The organism is Ancylobacter sp. TS-1 (genome assembly GCF_009223885.1).
In the GTDB taxonomy this organism is placed as follows: Bacteria; Pseudomonadota; Alphaproteobacteria; order Rhizobiales; family Xanthobacteraceae; genus Ancylobacter.
The window spans coordinates 822,449-839,186 of sequence record NZ_CP045144.1 but is presented as its reverse complement, the minus strand read 5'-3'; the positions used below and the strand labels follow the sequence as shown (position 1 = coordinate 839,186).

Sequence of the window (16,738 nt, the reverse complement as noted above, 5' to 3'; positions counted from 1 at the left end):
CCGGGCAACTTAAGTCCGGCACCGACCAAGCGAAACGGGACAAGGCGTCCCGGTCCGTCGTCGGCGTGCGTAAACGACAGGGAGGTGCCGAATGGGTCGGCGATATCGAGCGGCCGATCAGCCGCCCTTGCCGGTAACGCCGGGCAAGTTCCAGCTGGGCACCGACCAGTTCGGGACGCTCCAGCCGGGCAGGCTCCAGCTTTGCGAAGAAGGCGGTGCCGACGGAGCCGGCGCCGCTCGCGCGGGAGATTGCGCGGGGGGCTGTGCCGCCGTGCGGGGTGGCTTCTTTCCGGTGGGCTTCGTGTTCGCCGCCGCAGCGGAGGCCGCAGCGGCTGCGGCAAGGGCGGCCTGCCGGGCGGCCATCCAGTCGCCGGTCTCCTTCAGGATCAATTGCCGGACGGCCGGATGGGTCGGGAGCTGGGCATGGCTGGTGAAGCGCGCGCCGGAGGCCCAGGCACTGATATTGATCGCCCCGCTCACACGGGCGAATCCCGGTCCGGCGATGTTCACGCAGCGCGGCACCTTGCAGGCCGGCGGGGCCGGCGCGGCATCGACGGTGATCACCAGCGGCGCCGGATAGCCAGCGCGTGCCACGTTGCGGGCGTAGCGCAGCGCGGTCTCGCCGCCCATGGAATGGCCGATGATGATGTCGGGCACGATTCCCTGGGTTCTGACCATCAGATGCGAATCGGTACGGGTGCGGAAGCCCTGTTCCTGCAGGGGGCGCGCCAGCGCGGATACACCGATATAGTCGTTCTCGATATAGACCCCGAGGCCATCGAGAAGCAGGACCAGCGGCGGCTGCGGGGCGGCTGCCGGCTCCTCTGCCAATGCGGGGGCGGCGGGCCCTGCGGGGGCTTGCGCAACGGCGGGAGCGATGCCCGCGAGCAGCAGAACCGCTGCGATGTGAATGGTCTTCAATGCGGTAGCTCGTCCGGCGAATAACCCTGCCCCCGGCGACAGATTTACCGCAAGGTCCGCTTGCCCGCCATGGCCTTGTAGGCGGGGAGAGCCGCTTTCCCCTCCCCGCGCCTCTCGACCCGAGGGTCAGGCCGCGTGGCTCCAATGATGCTCGTCATTGCGCAGGTGGCAGGCGTCGGCCCAGGTCTCAAAGGCGACCCACGCCTTGTTCTGCTGCTCGGGCAGACGCGCCGATTCCATCTGCGTCAGGAGCATCTCGGCGAATCGGCCGAGACGGTCGTGCCGCAGGGAGCGGATGAAATCGATGGCCCCGTCGAGCGAGGCGATCTCGATGTCCTCATACCCGACGCGGACGTGGATGGGTTGAGGTTGAAAGGTGGCGCGGTCGGTCAGGTTTGTCATCATGCACCTCCCTGTGCTCGGCTTTTGTATCGGACCGACGCGGTCAAGCCGTACCCTCGCCAGTGATGCTGCCTTATGACATGGCAATTTGGCGCCGGAATGACGCAGTCAAGGAATAATGGCGAAATCAGCTCGGAAACCGACGTGAATGACTTTCAGCATGGGACACGTTTTGGTGATGTTGATGTCTTCCATGAAGAATATGGCACATCGTACATGGAATGTGGCATCCCACGGCGAAGTGGATGTTTATCGCCTCCTATGAAGCCGCGAATCTATGCTTAGTGAGGTGCGACGGCCCCTTACCGAACCCTGCGTCATATGGAACGACCTTGTTCCGCTGCAATCGGTCGTCGTTGCCGGCGATTACGTACATCGAAAAGCTTATACTGCCTGAGCCTATATATTCGTAGTACTGATTGCCTTACAATTATTTCGCTTAAGCGAATGAACTGAATTATTTATGCTGCTATGCAGCGTCGAATACCTCTTGCGGCGCCATCATTGCATCATGCTAGGGTGACGATGGACGGCGAAAAGACCGTCCGTGAGGAGGAAACGCCAATGAACATCCGCAACAGGATCGCCATGCTCGCCGCGGCCGCGAGCATTCTCGCCGCAGCTCCCGCCTTCGCGCAGGAAGAGGCGGCGCATGTGAAGCCGGCGACGGCCTATGTGCAGAAGAACATCCAGCCCTGGCTGAGCGATCCGGTGGTCATCGCCGCCGTGATCGAATCCAACAAGGCGCACAAGCGTCTCATGCAGGAAGACATCATTGCGCTGGACAAGGCGTGGATCGCCAAGGACGCGACCGTCGTCGATCCGGTTCGCAAGAACAAGCTGTCCGAATTCCTCATCGTGAAGCGGGATGCGTCCGGCGGCACGATCACGGAAGCCTTCGTGATGGACAATCGCGGCCTCAATGTCGGCCAGACCGACGGTACCTCCGACCTGTGGCAGGGCGACGAGGCCAAGTGGCAGAAGTCCTACGGCGTCGGCCCCGGCGCGATCTTCGTCGACAAGGTCGAGGAAGAGGACGGCAAGAAGATCGCCCAGGTGAGCGTGACCATCTCCGACAAGGATGTCGCCATCGGCGCCGTCACCTTCGGCATCGACGTCAGCAAGCTGAAGTAAGTACGAGACCGGACGTCTCTCCCGGATATCGGCGGGCGGCGAGAGCCGCCCCTTTTTTTGCCGGTCGCCATCGGTCACCGCATCGCATCGACCTCGCCGCCGGGTTGGGCTAAGTCTCCTTCCGCCGGGATAACGAAGGAGTTCGCCATGTTTCTTGCAATGAACCGCTTCAAGGTGAAGCTGGGGTCGGAGGCCGATTTCGAGACCGTCTGGCGCGAGCGCGACAGCTATCTCAGGACCGTTCCGGGCTTCAAATCCTTCAACCTGCTGCGCGGTCCCACCAAGGACGACCACACGCTGTACGCCTCGCATTCGGAATGGGCGTCGCGGGCGGATTTCGAGGCGTGGACGCGCTCGGAGGCGTTCCGCAAGGCTCACAGCAGCGCGGGAAGCAACAAGCCGCTTTATGTAGGCCACCCCGAGGTCGAGCTTTTCGAGAGCGTTCTCGCGCAGCAGGCGGACGATCAGGCGGCCTGACGCCCGCTCACATGGTGGCGAGGCGTCGACGGCGCGCGATCGCCGGAGTTGACGCGGGCGGCAGCGTGCCGTAACGCCTCGCGATCCTTGACATCCGGGTGCCGCACCGATCATGGCCGCTATCGCGTCGACCGACGCCTCTTCTTCCGTGCGCGGCGACGCGCCCCGCATCTCGTTCGTCTCGCTCGGCTGCCCGAAGGCACTCGTCGACAGCGAGCGCATCATCACCAGCCTGCGCTCGGAAGGCTATGAACTGTCGCGCCACCACGAGGGCGCCGACCTTGTCATCGTCAATACCTGCGGCTTCCTCGACAGCGCCAAGGCCGAGAGCCTAGCCGCCATCGGCGACGCGCTGAAGGAGAACGGCAAGGTCATCGTTACCGGCTGCATGGGCGCCGAGCCCGAGCAGATCCGCAACGTGCATCCCGGCGTGCTCGCCGTCACCGGGCCGCAGCAATATGAGAGCGTGCTTGCGGCCGTGCATCAGGCGGTGCCGCCGACGCACGATCCCTTCGTCGATCTGGTGCCGCCGCAGGGCATCAAGCTCACCCCGCGCCACTATGCGTATCTAAAGATTTCAGAGGGTTGCAACAATCGCTGCACCTTCTGCATCATCCCGAAGCTTCGCGGGGATCTGGTCAGCCGCCCGGCGGCGGACGTGCTGCGCGAGGCGGAGCGCCTGGTCGCGGCCGGCGTGAAGGAACTGCTGGTCATCTCGCAGGACACCTCGGCCTATGGCGTCGACCTGAAATATGCCGCCAGCACGTGGAAGGATCGCGAGGTCCGCGCCCGCTTCCTCGACCTGTCGCGGGAGCTCGGCTCCCTCGGGGTCTGGGTGCGGATGCACTATGTCTATCCCTACCCACATGTCGACGAGGTGATCGGGCTGATGGCCGATGGCGTCATCCTTCCCTATCTCGACATCCCGTTCCAGCACGCCTCGCCCAGCGTGCTCAAGCGCATGAAGCGCCCGGCGGCGCAGGAGAAGACCCTCGCCCGCATCCAGGCATGGCGCGCCGCCTGCCCCGATCTCACCCTGCGCTCGACCTTCATTGTCGGCTTCCCCGGCGAGACCGAGGCCGAGTTCGAGGAACTGATCGACTTCCTCGACGAAGCCGAGCTGGACCGCGTCGGCTGCTTCAAATACGAGCCGGTGGCCGGTGCCCCGGCCAACGAACTCGGCGCGGCGATTGCGGAAGAGGTCAAGGAGGAGCGCTGGAAGCGCTTCATGGAGGTGCAGCAGCGCGTCTCCGCCCGGCGCCTCAAGCGCAAGGTCGGCACCCGACAGCAGGTCATCATCGATTCCGTCGGCCCGACCGTGGCGATCGGCCGTTCCAAGGCCGATGCGCCGGAAATCGACGGCAACGTCCACATCGCCGCCCGCCGTCCGCTGCGGGTGGGCGAAATCGTGACGGTCAAGATCGAACGCGCCGACGCCTACGACCTGCACGGCACGGCGGTGGGGTTCTGAGGCTTTCCATTGGCCGTCATTCCGGACGGCCTCAGGCCGATCCGGGATGACGACGGGAGCCGGAGCGATGTGTCGGCGCCGGCCCCCTACGCCTTCAGCAGGTCCCGCAGCGAGGCCTCGATCACCTGCGTTGCCGCCTTCAGGTCGCTGATGCGGACATGCTCGTCCGCCGCGTGGGCGTTGGCTTCCAGAATGGAGCGCGGCCCGGCGCCGTAGAGCACGGTCGGCACGCCCGCCGCCGTGTAGTGGCGCGCATCGGTGTAGAGCGGCACGGCGGTCGCCGGCGGGGTCTCGCCCAGCACAGCGGCGGCATGCTTCTGGATCGTCTCCACCAGCAGTTCGGTCCCCGGCAGCGTCCGCAGCGGCTCGGCGAGGATGATGCGGCGGCACTCGATCTCGATTCCCTCGCGGCCGGCCACGGCAGCCTCGACCAGAGCGTTCAGTTCGGCCTCGACGCTGGCGCCGTCCTCCTCCGGCGTGAGCCGGCGGTCGACGCGCAGGGTGATGCGGTCGGGCACGACATTGGTGTTGATGCCGCCGGAGATGAGGCCGACCGTGATCTTCGGCGAGCCGATGCCGGGCGTGGCGCTGGTGATGCCGTAGAGGCGCCGGCGCTCGGCATAAATCGCGGTCAGGATCGCGGTTGTGGCCTCCAGCGCGTCGGCGCCGGTCTCCGGCAGCGCGGCATGGGCCTGCTTGCCGCGCACCACGATTTCGAGGTGCAGCGCGCCGTTATGGGCAATGACGATGGCGTAGGAGAAGCCGGCGGAGATGGCGAGATCGGGCTTCGAGAAGCCGTGCTCCAGCAGCCATTTCGGCCCGACAAAGCCGCCAGCCTCCTCGTCATAGGTGAAATGCAGCTCGACGGTGCCGTCGAGGCCCTCGGGATTCTCCTTCAGGCCGAGCAGGGCGAAGGTGTAGGTCGCGAAGTCCGATTTCGAGACCGCCGCGCCGCGCCCGTAGATCGCCCCGCCCTTCTCTTCCGCCCCGTAGGGATCGAAGGTCCAGCCCTCGCCCGGCGGCACCACGTCGCCATGCGCGTTGAGCGCGATCACCGGGCCCCTGCCGCTGCCGAAGGTCTCGCGCACCACGAGATTGACCACGGACTTCATGCCGTTGGCCTTCACGAAGGGCTCGGGCACCACATGGCGCTCGACCGTGAAGCCGAGCTCCTCCAGAAGCCGGCCGGCGACTTCCGCATGGGGTGCGCAATCGCCCGGCGGGTTGTCGCTCGGAACCCGCACCAGCGCCTTCAGGAAGTCGACCTCGAGGGCCAGCTTCTGCGTCTCGTCGCCTGGATTGCTCACGTCTGTGCTCCGCTTGGGCCGCCGTCGAGTTGGGGGAGCTGGAAGCGTTCGATGAAGCGGATCAAGGCCGCTGCCGCCAGTCCCATATCCTCGGGTGAGGTGTATTCCGCCGGGTTGTGGCTGATGCCGCCCCGGCAGCGCACGAACAGCATGCCGACCGGGCAGAGCTTCGACATGGCCTGCCCGTCATGGCCGGCTCCCGAGGCGAGCGAGGGGGCGCGATGTCCGAGATCGGCGACAGCGTTGCCCAGCCGGAGCTGCAGGTCGCGATAGCACGGCACCGTCGCCACCTCGTGGAAGGCCGAGATGACGACGCCGAGCCCGCGACGGTCGGCGATCCTGTGCGCCTCGCGCTCGAAGCGGGTCAGCGCCTCGCGGCGCGACATATCGGAGCCCGAGCGCAGATCGACGGTGAAGACGACGCGCGAGGGGATGACGTTGACCGAACCGGGCTCGACATGCATGCGCCCGACAGTCGCCACCATGCCGTGCCGGTCCGCCCGCGCGATGCGCTCGACCTCCAGCGCCATCTCGGCGGCACCGAGCAGCGCGTCGCGGCGCATGCGCATCGGAACGGTTCCGGCATGGCCGGCCTCGCCGGTCACGGTGACGGACAGGCGCGAGGCGCCGGCGATGGCGGTGACGACGCCAAGCGGCTGGCCCTCGGCTTCCAGCACCGGGCCCTGCTCGATATGCGCCTCGACATAGGCGATGACCCTGGAGGGATCGTAGGCGGCGGAGGGAATGTCGTCGGGGTTCTTGCCGTAGGCGATCAGCGCCTCGCGCAGGCTCACCCCGTCGGAATCGGCGCCTGCCAGGCTCGCCGGCGGGAACACGCCGGCAATGGCGGCGGAGGAGGACAGCGTGGTCGGAAAGCGGGTGCCCTCCTCGTCGCCGAAGGCCAGCACGTCGATGCCGTAAGGCGGCGTGAGCCCGGCGCGGGCGATCTCTCCGACGGCGAGGATGCCGAGGACGACGCCCATGGCGCCGTCATATCTGCCAGCGTTCGCCACCGTGTCGATATGCGAGCCGATCAGCAGGCGCGGCGCCTCCTTACCGGCGGGGTACCAGCCGCCGCGCACCGTGCCGAGCGCGTCCTCGTCCACCGCGAGGCCGGCTTCCGACATCCAGCGGGCGACGAGATCGGCGGCGCGCCGGTGCTCGGGCGTCAGGAACAGGCGGGTGAGATTGTCGGGTCGGGCGGAGATCGCGCCGAGTTCTTCGATCATCGCCGCGGCGCGGCTTCCAAGCGCGGCGATGTCCAGGGCTATTCTCATGTCGTCGACGCTGCGCCTCTCGCCCGGCGATGGGCATGGTTCGTGCCGCCGCTCGCCGTGCACGGCAATCGCATATGGGCGTGCCTTTGGCAACGATGGCGGCGCGACCGGAGCGGCGCCGCCATCGGGATTCAGCCGGCGGCCGGTGTCACTGGCCGGGCACCTTGTCGTCGATGCCCTTTACGTACCAGTTCATGGACAGGATATCCTTGTCCGGCAGCGCCTCGCCTTCCTTCACCACCAGTTCGCCCTTCTGGTTGTAGATCGGGCCCTTGAAGGGATGCAGCGCGCCGGAGGTGATGGCGGCCTGGGTCTCCTCGGCCATCTTCTTCACGTCGTCGGGCATGTTGGTATAGGGCGCCATGACGACCTCGCCCTCCTTCATGCCGGCCCAGGTGTCGGTCGACGTCCAGGTGCCGTCCAGCGCCGCCTTGACGCGCTTGACGTAATAGGGCGCCCAGTTGTCGACGATGGAGGTCAGCTGGGCCTGGGGGCCGAAGGCGATCATGTCGGACGCCTGCCCGAAGGCCTTCGCGCCGCGCGCCTCGGCGGCCTGCATGGCTGCGGGGCTGTCGGTGTGCTGGGAGATCACGTCGGCGCCCTGGTCGATCAGCGCCTTGGCGGCGTCGGCTTCCTTCGCCGGGTCGAACCAGGAATTCACCCAGACGATCTTGATCTTCATGTCCGGGTTGACCGACTGCGCGCCGAGCATCAGCGAATTGATGCCGGAGATGACTTCGGGGATCGGGAAGGAGGCGATGTAGCCGACCGTGCCGGTCTTCGACGTCTTCGCCGCGAGCTGGCCGAGGACGTAGCGGCCCTCGTGGAACTTGGCGTTGTAGGTCGAGACGTTCTTCGTGCGCTTGTAGCCGGTGGCGTGCTCGAAAAACACCTTCGGATGGCGCTTCGCCACCTTCAGCGTCGGCTCCATGTAGCCGAAGGAGGTGGTGAAGATGATCTTGTTGCCGGCGCGCACGAGCTGCTCGATCACGCGCTCGGCGTCAGGGCCCTCGGGCACGTTCTCGACATAGGTGGTCTCGACCTTGTCGCCGAACTCCTTCTCGACCGCCTTGCGGCCCTGATCGTGCTGGTAGGTCCAGCCGAAGTCGCCGACCGGGCCGATATAGACCCAGGCGGCCTTCAGCTTCTCCGCCGCCTGCGCCTCCGGCAGACCTCCGGCGAGGGCGAGCCCCGAGGCGAAGGCGACCGCCATGGAGAGAATCTTGCGCATGAACGTCTCCGCTCCATCAAACGCGGCCTCGGATTGTCACCGGCGATGCGCGGCCGCATCGCACGCCGGGAGGCCGCGAGCGCGGCCGATCGTCAGGCCCGTCAGCGATCGGGCACGAAGGGGACGCCGAGCGAGGCCGGCGCACCCTGCCCGCGCTTGAGGGCGGAGATGGCCACCAGCGCGATGATCGTCGCCAGATAGGGCAGCGACGACAGGAACTGCGAGGGGATGCCGAGCCCGAAGCCCTGAACGTGCAGTTGCAAGATCGATACCGCGCCGAAGAGGTAGGCGCCTGCCAGCAGCCAGAGCGGCCGCCACGCGGAGAACACCACCAGCGCAAGCGCGATCCAGCCCCGGCCGGCGGTCATGTCGCTCGCCCAGAAGGGCGTGTAGGCCAGCGAGAGATGGGCGCCGGCGAGCCCCGCGCAGGCGCCGCCGAACATCACCGCCAGCGTGCGGATCCGGCGCACCGGATGGCCGAGCGCATGCGCGGCGGAGTGGCTCTCGCCGACCGCCCGCAGCACCAGCCCGGCGCGGGTGCGCGCCAGCCCGTAGGTGACGGCGGCGAGCAGCAGCAGGGAGGCGTAGACGAAGGCATCCTGCCCGAACACCGCGCGACCGATGATCGGCAGGTCGGTGAGCACCGGAAGATCGAGGGCCGGCGCGGCGTCGAGCCGGGTGCCGACGAAGGACGACCCGATCAGCCCGGCGATGCCGAGGCCGAGAATGGTGGTCGCCAGCCCCGAGGCGACCTGATTGGTGGCCAGCCACACGGAGAGGCCAGCGAACACCAGCGACAGCGCGGTGCCGGCTAGCACGGCGGCCAGCGTGCCGAGCAGCAGACTGCCGGACGAATAGGCCGTCGCGTAGCCGACCGCCGCGCCGACGATCATCATCCCCTCGACGCCGAGATTGAGGGTGCCGGCCCGCTCGGCCACCAGCTCGCCGAGCGAGGCGAGCAGCAGCGTCGTCGCCGCCGCGACGACGCTGGCGAACACCGCCCCGATGATCGCGGCATCAAGCATGGCTCGTCCCCTCCACCCGGCGGATGCGGTAGCGCACCAGCACGTCCGCCGCGAGGATGGCGATCAGCAGCGTGCCCTGGAAGACGCGGGTGACGTCGAAGGGCATGCGCATGCTGATCTGCGCCGCCTCGCCGCCGATATAGGTCAGCGCCAGCACGAGGCTCGCCACCAATATGCCGACCGGGTGCAGCCGGCCGAGCATGGCGGCGATGATCGCGGTGAAGCCGTAGCCGGGCGAGATGGTCGGCTGCATCTGGCCGATGGGGCCGGCCACCTCGATGATGCCGGCGATGCCGGCCAGCGCGCCGGAGACGGCGAAGACGCCATAGGTCACGCGCCGCTCGTCGAAGCCGGCGAAGGCAGCGGCGCGCGGGGCCGAGCCGCCGAGTTCGATGGAGAAGCCGACCAGCGTGCGCCCGAGCACGAAGGTCGCCGCCGCCACCGCCACCAGCGCGACGATGATGCCGCCATGCAGGCGCCCTTCCTCGAACAGCAGCGGCATCAGCGCCACGTCGTCGAAGGTCACGCTCTGCGGAAAGTTGAAGCCGGCGGGATCGCGCCACGGGCCGCGCACCAGATAATCGAGCCCGTACTGCGCGACATAGACCAGCATCAGGCTGGTGAGGATCTCGCTGGAGCCGAAGCGCACGCGCAGGAAAGCCGGAATGAGCCCCCAAAGCGCGCCGCCAATGGCGCCCAGCACCAGCATGGCGGGCAGCACCCACGGACCGGCCTCGGTGCCGTGCGTCGCCAGCGCCAGCCAGGAGCCGAGCAGGGCGCCGGCGACATACTGGCCCTCGGCGCCGATGTTCCAGCGGTTGGCGCGGTAGCAGAAGGCGAGGCCGATGCCGATCAGCAGCAGCGGGCAGGCCTTGACCACCAGTTCCTGCAGCGTCCACGGGTCGCCCAGCGGCTCGATGAAATAGATGGTGAAGGCCCGGATCGGGTCGTGGCCGAGCAGGACGAACATCACCGCCCCGACCACCAGCGTGACGAGCAGCGCCACCAGCGGCGCCGCCGCGAGGCGCAGGGTGGAGACGTTCTCCTGCCGTTCGAGCTTAAGAGGCATGGGCGCCCTCCCCGCCGGCGTCGTGCGCGCCCGCGCCGTGGGCGTCATGGGCCCCGCCCATGGCGAGACCGATCGCCTCGCGCGAGGTCTCGGCGACCGGGACCGGCACGGTGAGATGGCCCTCGCTCATCACCGCGATGCGGTCGGCGAATTCCAGCAACTCGTCGAGGTCCTGGCTGATCACTAGTACGGCGCAGCCTTCCGCTGCCTTCTCGCGCAGCGTGGTGCGGATGAAAGCCGCCGCCGCCGCGTCGACGCCCCAGGTCGGCTGGTCGACGACGATCAGTACCGGCTGGCGCAATACTTCGCGGCCGATGACGAACTTCTGCAGATTGCCGCCGGACAGGCGCCGCGCCTTCGGGTCCTTGCCGCCGAAGCGCACGTCGAAGCCCTTCACGATGCGCTGGAAATAGTCCTTCACCGCCGCGTGGCGGATCACGCCGAAGCTGACGATTCCGGGGTCGCCATGGGTGGTGAGCAGCACGTTGTCGGACAGCGGCAGGTCGGGTGCGGCGGCATGGCCGAGCCGCTCTTCCGGCACGAAGCCGGCCCGCAGCGCGCGGCGTTCGGTCGGGCCGAGGGCGCCGGCCGGCACCTTGTCGATGACGATGCTCTCCGGGTCCTCGGCCAGCTTCTCGCCGGAGAGCACCTCGAACAGCGTCGTCTGGCCGTTGCCGGCGACGCCGGCGATGCCGACGATCTCGCCGGCGCGGATTTCCAGTTCGATGTCGTGCAGCGCGGAGCCGCGACTGCCGTCGCCGGTAACGCTGAGCTTATGCACCAGCAGGCGGGGCTCGCCGACCTCGTGGGTGACGATGCGCGGCGTGCGCGGCACGTCGGCGCCCACCATCAGGCGGGCGAGGCTGGCGGAGGATTCCTGCTTGGGATCGACCTCGGCGATGAACTTGCCGCCGCGCAGCACGGTGGCGCGGTGGCACAGGCGGCGCACCTCGTCGAGCTTGTGGCTGATGAACAGCACCGCCCGCCCCTCGCCGGTGAGCAGGTCGACGGTGCGGAAGAGGTTTTCGGATTCGTCGGGTGTGAGCACCGAGGTCGGCTCGTCGAGGATCAGCACGCGCGGGTCGCCGAGCAGACAGCGCACGATCTCGACACGCTGGCGCTCGCCGACCGAAAGCTCACCGACACGGCGCCAGGGCTCCACCGCGAGACCGTAGCGGTGCACGCAGTCGTCGATGCGCGCCGCCAGCAAGGTCAGAGGCTCGTGGCCCGGCAGGCCGAGCGCGACGTTCTCCACCACGGTCAGCGCGTCGAACAGGGCGAAATGCTGGAACACGACGCCGACGCCGCGGGCGCGGGAACTGGCCGGGTCGGGGAAGAAGATGGGCGCGCCGTCATAGAGCAGCTCGCCCGAATCGGGCTGAAGCAGCCCGCACATCATCTTGACCAGCGTCGACTTTCCGGCGCCGTTCTCGCCCAGCAGGGCATGCGTCTCGCCGCCCCGGATCGCCAGGCTGACATGGTCGTTGGCCACCAGCGCGCCGAAGCGCTTGGTCAGGCCGACGGCCTCGAGAAGTGACGCTGGAGGGGTTCCCGCTTCGCTCACGCCTGCCGCCATGTGGCTACCCGCGCGGGCGCCGAGGGAAATCGGCGCAGGCGAGGCGTTCGCATGGGGGGCGGGGTTCAGGCTGCGTTTCGCGGGTCATTCGCGCTTCGAATGTGACGGAAGGTTGGCCGTCAGCATGGCATGCCGGTTGAGTGGAGCAAGCCTAAAGTCTGGTCCATCCGGTCCGTATTCTGATGCGTTTCGCGCCAGAGTCGCGGTGGCTCCCCGCTCAGGGCAGCAGCACGGTCGAGCCCGTCGTGCGGCGCCCCTCGAGGTCGCGATGCGCCTCGGCCGCATCCGCCAGACGGTAACGCTGGTTGACCGGAATCCGCACGATGCCGGAGCCGACGACGTCGAACAGGTCGTTCGCGTTCTCGAGCAGGGCGTCCCGCGTCGCCACATGGGTGAACAGGGTCGGGCGGGTCGCGTAGAGCGAGCCCTTCTGCGAGAGGGCCATCAGGCTGAAGTTCTGGATGGCGCCGGAGGCGTTGCCGAAGCTCACGAACAGGCCGCGCGGCTTGAGCGTGTCGAGCGAGGCCGGGTAGGTCGCCTGCCCCACCCCGTCATAAACGACGTCGCACATCGCGCCTTCGGTGATGTCGCGCACCCGCTCGACGAAGTTTTCCTCATTGTAGTTGATGGCGTAGGCCACGCCGTTGGCGCGAGCCAGCTCCGCCTTCTCGGACGAGCCGACGGTGCCGATCACGGTGGCGCCGAGATGCGTCGCCCATTGCGAGAGGATCAGCCCGACGCCGCCGGCGGCCGCGTGGACGAGGATGGTATCGCCGGCCTTCAACTTGTGGGTCTGGCGCAGCAGGTAGCGGGCCGTCATGCCCTTCAGCATCATGGCGGCGGCGGTCTCGTCGCGGATGGTGTCGGGCAGCTTGACCAGCGGCGCCGTCGCCATGACGCGCTCGGTGGCGTAGGCGCCCAGCGACGAGCCATAGGCGACGCGGTCGCCGGGCCGGAACTCGCTCACGCCCGCGCCGACCTCGACGATGATTCCGGCCGCCTCGTTGCCGGGGATGAAGGGCAGGCCCTGCGGCGACGGGTAGAGGCCGCTGCGGAAATAGGTGTCGAGGAAATTGAGGCCGATCGCGGTATGGCGCAGCCGGACCTCGCCGGGGCCGGGCGAGCCGACGGCGATCTCCTCGTAGCGCAGAACCTCGGGACCACCGATCTCGTGAACACGAACCGCCGACGCCATGCCTCAACTCTCCTGCTGAACGCTCAGACCGGGGTGCCGCCGGCCCGCCGCGAGGGGATGAGGCCGAACACGCTGAAATAGGCGGCGCACAGGCACAGGCTGACCGTGACCCACAGGTCCGGCTTCATGCCGTCGATCACCGCGAGAACCGCCAGCACGGCCCAGACGGCCAGAAGGGCGATGGTGAGAAGGCGCAGCCGCACCACCCGGAACGGATGCACGAACTTGATCGGCAGGAAGGTGCCGACCGAGAGCAGAATCACGATGCCGAAGATGACCCAGGGATTGAGCGGCACGAGGAAGAAATAGAACACTACGAGGTTCCACACCGCCGGGAAGCCCTGGAAATACAGGTCCTCGGTCTTCATCGAGGTGTCGGCGAAATAGAGCGCGCTGGTCACCAGAATGGCGACGCTGGCCGGCACCGCCATCCAGAAGGGCATCATGCCGCTGGAGGCCACTGCGAAGGCGGGCACGAGGCAATAGGTGAGGTAGTCGACGACGAGATCGAGCGTCTCGCCCGACCAGCGCGGCAGCACTTCGACCACGCGGGCACGGCGGGCCATGCTGCCGTCGATGCCGTCGACGAACAGGGCGGCGCCCAGCCAGGCGAACATGATGGCCCAGTGGCCCTCGACTGCCGCCATCAGCGCCATGAGGCCGCACACCGCGCCGGAGGCGGTGAAGATGTGGACCGCAAAAGCGAGCGTGCGCCGGCTGGCCGGACGCTCACTGAGCGACTTGGATGTGATCGCCAACGGATCTTCTCCCCCGACTGCCGGATCGGACCGGTCGCCGCCTGCTTCTTCGTTACGCATATAGCATTTGCCCGCATTGATCTGCATTGCCAGACCACGCTGTGCTGCTTATCCCACACTCGCGGGCAGGCTGACAGTCCCGCCGATGCCGTATGGAGGACCAGATGTCATCGAACTCCCGGTTGCCGCCGCCGACCGTCGCCGTCATCGGGGGCGGTGCCAGCGGCCTCGTCGCCGCTCTCGCCCTCGCTTCGGGCGGCCTTCAGGTGAGGCTCGCCGCCCCGCCGCGCGCGCCCGACCCGCGCACCACGGCGCTCATGGATGGTTCTGTGCGTGCCCTTGAGGCGCTCGGCCTGTGGGAGCGGCTGCGCCCGGATGCCGCGCCACTGCGGATCATGCGGTTGATCGACGATACCGGCAGGCTGCTGCGCGCGCCGGAGGTGGAATTCCGCTCAAGTGAGCTTGGGCTCGAAGGGTTCGCCTGGAATCTCGAGAACGAGGTGCTGCTGGCGGCGCTCGACGAGGCGGTTGCCGCCGATGCCCGAATCACGCGGTTGCGCGCCGCCGTCCGGCAGGTCGAGGACGGGCCCGAGGCCGTTGCCATCACGCTGGACGACGGCACCGTCTTCGAGGCAGCCCTCGTCGCCGCGGCCGACGGGCGCAATTCACCGAGCCGGCGCGCCGCCGGCATCGACATGCGCGTGCGCGAATACCCGCAGGTCGCCGTCACCGCGACGCTGGCGCATGGCCGGCCGCATCGCGACGTCTCCACCGAGTTCCACACGCGCACCGGCCCCTTCACGCTGGTGCCGCTGCCGGGGGATCGGTCGAGCGTGGTCTGCGTGGTTTCCCCTGATGAGGCCGAGCAGCTTGGCGCGCTGACGCCGGAAGCGTTCGCCGCCGCCATGGAGCGCAAGGCCCATTCCATCCTCGGCCGGATGCACCTTCTCTCGCCGCGCGGCAGCTTTCCGCTGAGCCAGCGCACCGCCGCGCATTTCGCGCGCGGGCGCATCGCGCTGATCGGCGAGGCGGCGCATATCATTCCGCCGATCGGCGCGCAGGGGCTCAATCTCGGCATACGCGACGCGGCGACGCTGGCGGAGTTGGCGAGCGACGCCGCGCGGGCGGGCGCCGATGTCGGGGGCGCAGACGTCACCGAAACCTATGAGCGCCGCCGCCGCGCCGACGTCGCCAGCCGGGGCTTCGCGGTCGACCTGTTCAACCGCTCGCTGCTGTCGGATCTGCTGCCGGTGGCGGGGATGCGCGGTTTCGGGATCTGGATGCTCGGGCAGTCCGCCGGCCTGCGGCGCGCGGTGATGCGCGAGGGTGTCGGACCGACACGCGACGTGCCGCGTCTTCTCGCCGGCACCCGGCTCTAGCCGGTCACTGGAGCAGTCCGTGCGGCAGCATGTCGTGCTGCACGGCGTAGAGCATGGCGGTGACGGTGGCGACCGAGACCACCGTGCCGATCAGCACGCCGCCCGAGGCGCCGGCGACGTAGGTGTCGTACTGCTTCGCCATGATGAAGGCGTTGAGCGCCGGTGGCAGGCTCGCCATCAGCACGGCGGTGGCGATCCACACCGGATCGAAGCCGCCGACCGTGGTGAGCACCAGCCACACCAGCGCCGGGTGCACCACCAGCTTGATCAGGAGCAGCCAGGGCACCTCGCCCTGCATCCGCTCCATCGGCCGCAGCGCCACCGAGACGCCGAGGGTGAACAGGGCGCAGGGCGCGGCGGCGTTGCGCAGGAATTCCAGCGTCTTCTCGACCGCGACCGGCGGATGGAACTCGAAATAGGCGGCCGCGACGCCGAGGAAGGTCGCGACGTTGAACGGGTGCGTCATCACCCGGCGCGCGACCAGCAGCAGCGTCGCGCTGAAGCGCCGCCGGTCCCGCCCGGAAACTGCCATCAGGATCGGTACGGCGGTGAAGAAGAACAGGCTGTCGAAGACGAAGATCAGCGCCGTCGGCACCGAGGCCCCTGCCCCGAGCGCGCCGAGCGTCAGGCCGGGACCCATATAGCCGACATTGGAATAGGAGCCGATGATCGCGGCGATGGTGGCTTCCGGCAGGTTGCCATGCCGCAGCCAGAGGCCGACCAGCAGCGAAAGCGCGAAGCAGGCGGCCGTCGTCAGCGTCGTCGCGGCGATGAAGGTTCCGTTGGTCAGCTCATGGAAGGGCGTGCGCGCCACCAGCGAGAAGAACAGCGGCGGCAGCGCCACATAGATGATGAAGAAGCTGAGCCATGCGAGGCCGCTCTCGGGGATGCGCGCCAGCCGGCCGCAACCCAGCCCGAGGAAGATCACACCGAAGAAGGGAAGCGCCAGCGCCAGGACCTCGGACATATGCGCTGGCTATCGGCTCGCCGCGTGCCGGTCAATCGGCATTAGGAAGGACCGGAGCGTTCCCCTGTGGCCGCGGCGGAGGCACGTTCGTTGCATCGGGAAAGTTGACATATGGCGGCGTCGACCGTTACGGGTCGCCGTTCAGGCAGGCGTGCGGATTCATGATGAAAGAGCGGAACGCCAAATACCGCATCGGGCAGATCGTGCGTCATCGCTACTACCCGTTCCGCGGCGTGGTCTTCGACGTCGATCCCGAATTCTCCAACACGGACGAATGGTGGGAATCGATCCCCGAGCACATCCGGCCGACCAAGGACCAGCCCTTCTACCATCTGCTCGCCGAGAACGCGGAGACGGAATACGTCGCCTATGTCTCCGAGCAGAATCTGGAGCCGGACGTGTCGGGTGAGCCGGTGCGCCACCCGCAGGTCGAGGAGATGCTGTCGGCGGATGGCGACGGCGGATGGCGGGTGCGCAGCGAGAGGCTGCAATAAGAGGCGGCCGGCTGCCTACCCCCTCGCGTTTCCTCTAAAACGAAAACGCCCGGCT

The 16,738-nt window shown here is 68.0% G+C and carries 16 protein-coding genes; 5 read left to right on the top strand and 11 right to left on the bottom strand.

Annotated features, from left to right (window positions below):
• Window positions 1-117: 117 nt before the first annotated feature.
• Both GBB76_RS04035 and GBB76_RS04030 read right to left on the bottom strand, forming a co-directional pair.
• On the bottom strand, window positions 118-921 hold the full coding sequence (locus GBB76_RS04035; protein ID WP_246669034.1) for a hypothetical protein: 804 nt from the start codon (window positions 919-921) through the stop codon (window positions 118-120).
• 126 nt (window positions 922-1,047) lie between these two features.
• The gene (locus GBB76_RS04030; protein WP_152302094.1) at window positions 1,048-1,323 is read right to left on the bottom strand and encodes a hypothetical protein; all 276 of its coding nucleotides are present in this window, start codon (window positions 1,321-1,323) and stop codon (window positions 1,048-1,050) included.
• A 564-nt stretch (window positions 1,324-1,887) separates the two neighbouring features.
• On the opposite strand from GBB76_RS04030, the gene GBB76_RS04025 reads away from it, so the two are divergent.
• The 3 genes from GBB76_RS04025 (at window position 1,888) to rimO (ending at window position 4,405) form a co-directional block, all read left to right on the top strand.
• On the top strand, window positions 1,888-2,457 hold the full coding sequence (locus GBB76_RS04025; RefSeq protein ID WP_152302093.1) for a hypothetical protein: 570 nt from the start codon (window positions 1,888-1,890) through the stop codon (window positions 2,455-2,457).
• Window positions 2,458-2,604: 147 nt separating this feature from the next.
• Window positions 2,605-2,934 (top strand): antibiotic biosynthesis monooxygenase, encoded by a 330-nt coding sequence (locus GBB76_RS04020; protein ID WP_152302092.1) that lies wholly within the window; start codon window positions 2,605-2,607, stop codon window positions 2,932-2,934.
• Between the two features lie 112 nt (window positions 2,935-3,046).
• Window positions 3,047-4,405: a 30S ribosomal protein S12 methylthiotransferase RimO gene (gene rimO, locus GBB76_RS04015; RefSeq protein ID WP_152302091.1), complete on the top strand. Its 1,359-nt coding sequence runs from the start codon at window positions 3,047-3,049 to the stop codon at window positions 4,403-4,405.
• An 86-nt stretch (window positions 4,406-4,491) separates the two neighbouring features.
• On the opposite strand, the gene GBB76_RS04010 is transcribed toward rimO, so the two are convergent.
• From GBB76_RS04010 to GBB76_RS03975, 8 genes are all read right to left on the bottom strand, one after another.
• Complete coding sequence (locus GBB76_RS04010) at window positions 4,492-5,712, bottom strand: ArgE/DapE family deacylase (protein ID WP_152302090.1); 1,221 nt, start codon at window positions 5,710-5,712, stop codon at window positions 4,492-4,494.
• Window positions 5,709-6,989 carry an allantoate amidohydrolase gene (locus GBB76_RS04005; RefSeq protein ID WP_152302089.1) on the bottom strand — a complete coding sequence of 427 codons (1,281 nt, stop codon included), beginning with the start codon at window positions 6,987-6,989 and terminating at the stop codon, window positions 5,709-5,711. Before GBB76_RS04005 ends, GBB76_RS04010 begins: the two co-directional genes overlap by 4 nt.
• Before the next feature lie 148 nt (window positions 6,990-7,137).
• Window positions 7,138-8,220 carry a BMP family ABC transporter substrate-binding protein gene (locus tag GBB76_RS04000; RefSeq protein WP_152302088.1) on the bottom strand — a complete coding sequence of 361 codons (1,083 nt, stop codon included), beginning with the start codon at window positions 8,218-8,220 and terminating at the stop codon, window positions 7,138-7,140.
• Between the two features lie 101 nt (window positions 8,221-8,321).
• On the bottom strand, window positions 8,322-9,245 hold the full coding sequence (locus GBB76_RS03995; RefSeq protein ID WP_152302087.1) for an ABC transporter permease: 924 nt from the start codon (window positions 9,243-9,245) through the stop codon (window positions 8,322-8,324).
• A complete protein-coding gene (locus GBB76_RS03990) occupies window positions 9,238-10,314 on the bottom strand; it encodes an ABC transporter permease (RefSeq protein ID WP_152302086.1) in 1,077 nt (358 codons plus the stop codon). The genes GBB76_RS03995 and GBB76_RS03990 overlap by 8 nt, the downstream gene beginning before the upstream one ends.
• Complete coding sequence (locus GBB76_RS03985; protein ID WP_152302085.1) at window positions 10,304-11,890, bottom strand: ABC transporter ATP-binding protein; 1,587 nt, start codon at window positions 11,888-11,890, stop codon at window positions 10,304-10,306. Before GBB76_RS03985 ends, GBB76_RS03990 begins: the two co-directional genes overlap by 11 nt.
• A gap of 217 nt (window positions 11,891-12,107) precedes the next feature.
• Window positions 12,108-13,085, bottom strand: coding sequence for a quinone oxidoreductase (locus GBB76_RS03980; RefSeq protein ID WP_152302084.1), 978 nt, complete (start codon window positions 13,083-13,085; stop codon window positions 12,108-12,110).
• 23 nt (window positions 13,086-13,108) lie between these two features.
• Entirely contained in the window at window positions 13,109-13,843 is a 735-nt protein-coding gene (locus GBB76_RS03975) for a phosphatidylcholine/phosphatidylserine synthase (RefSeq protein WP_152302083.1), read from the bottom strand.
• A gap of 164 nt (window positions 13,844-14,007) precedes the next feature.
• Between GBB76_RS03975 and GBB76_RS03970 the strand changes: the two genes are divergently transcribed.
• A complete protein-coding gene (locus GBB76_RS03970) occupies window positions 14,008-15,222 on the top strand; it encodes a UbiH/UbiF family hydroxylase (protein WP_152302082.1) in 1,215 nt (404 codons plus the stop codon).
• A gap of 4 nt (window positions 15,223-15,226) precedes the next feature.
• Here the strand turns inward: GBB76_RS03970 and GBB76_RS03965 are convergent, their stop codons facing one another.
• Window positions 15,227-16,189 (bottom strand): AEC family transporter, encoded by a 963-nt coding sequence (locus GBB76_RS03965; protein WP_152302081.1) that lies wholly within the window; start codon window positions 16,187-16,189, stop codon window positions 15,227-15,229.
• A gap of 161 nt (window positions 16,190-16,350) precedes the next feature.
• Here GBB76_RS03965 and hspQ point away from each other — a divergent pair, with 161 nt between their 5' ends.
• Window positions 16,351-16,683 (top strand): heat shock protein HspQ, encoded by a 333-nt coding sequence (gene hspQ / locus GBB76_RS03960; RefSeq protein WP_152302080.1) that lies wholly within the window; start codon window positions 16,351-16,353, stop codon window positions 16,681-16,683.
• Window positions 16,684-16,738 lie beyond the last annotated feature (55 nt).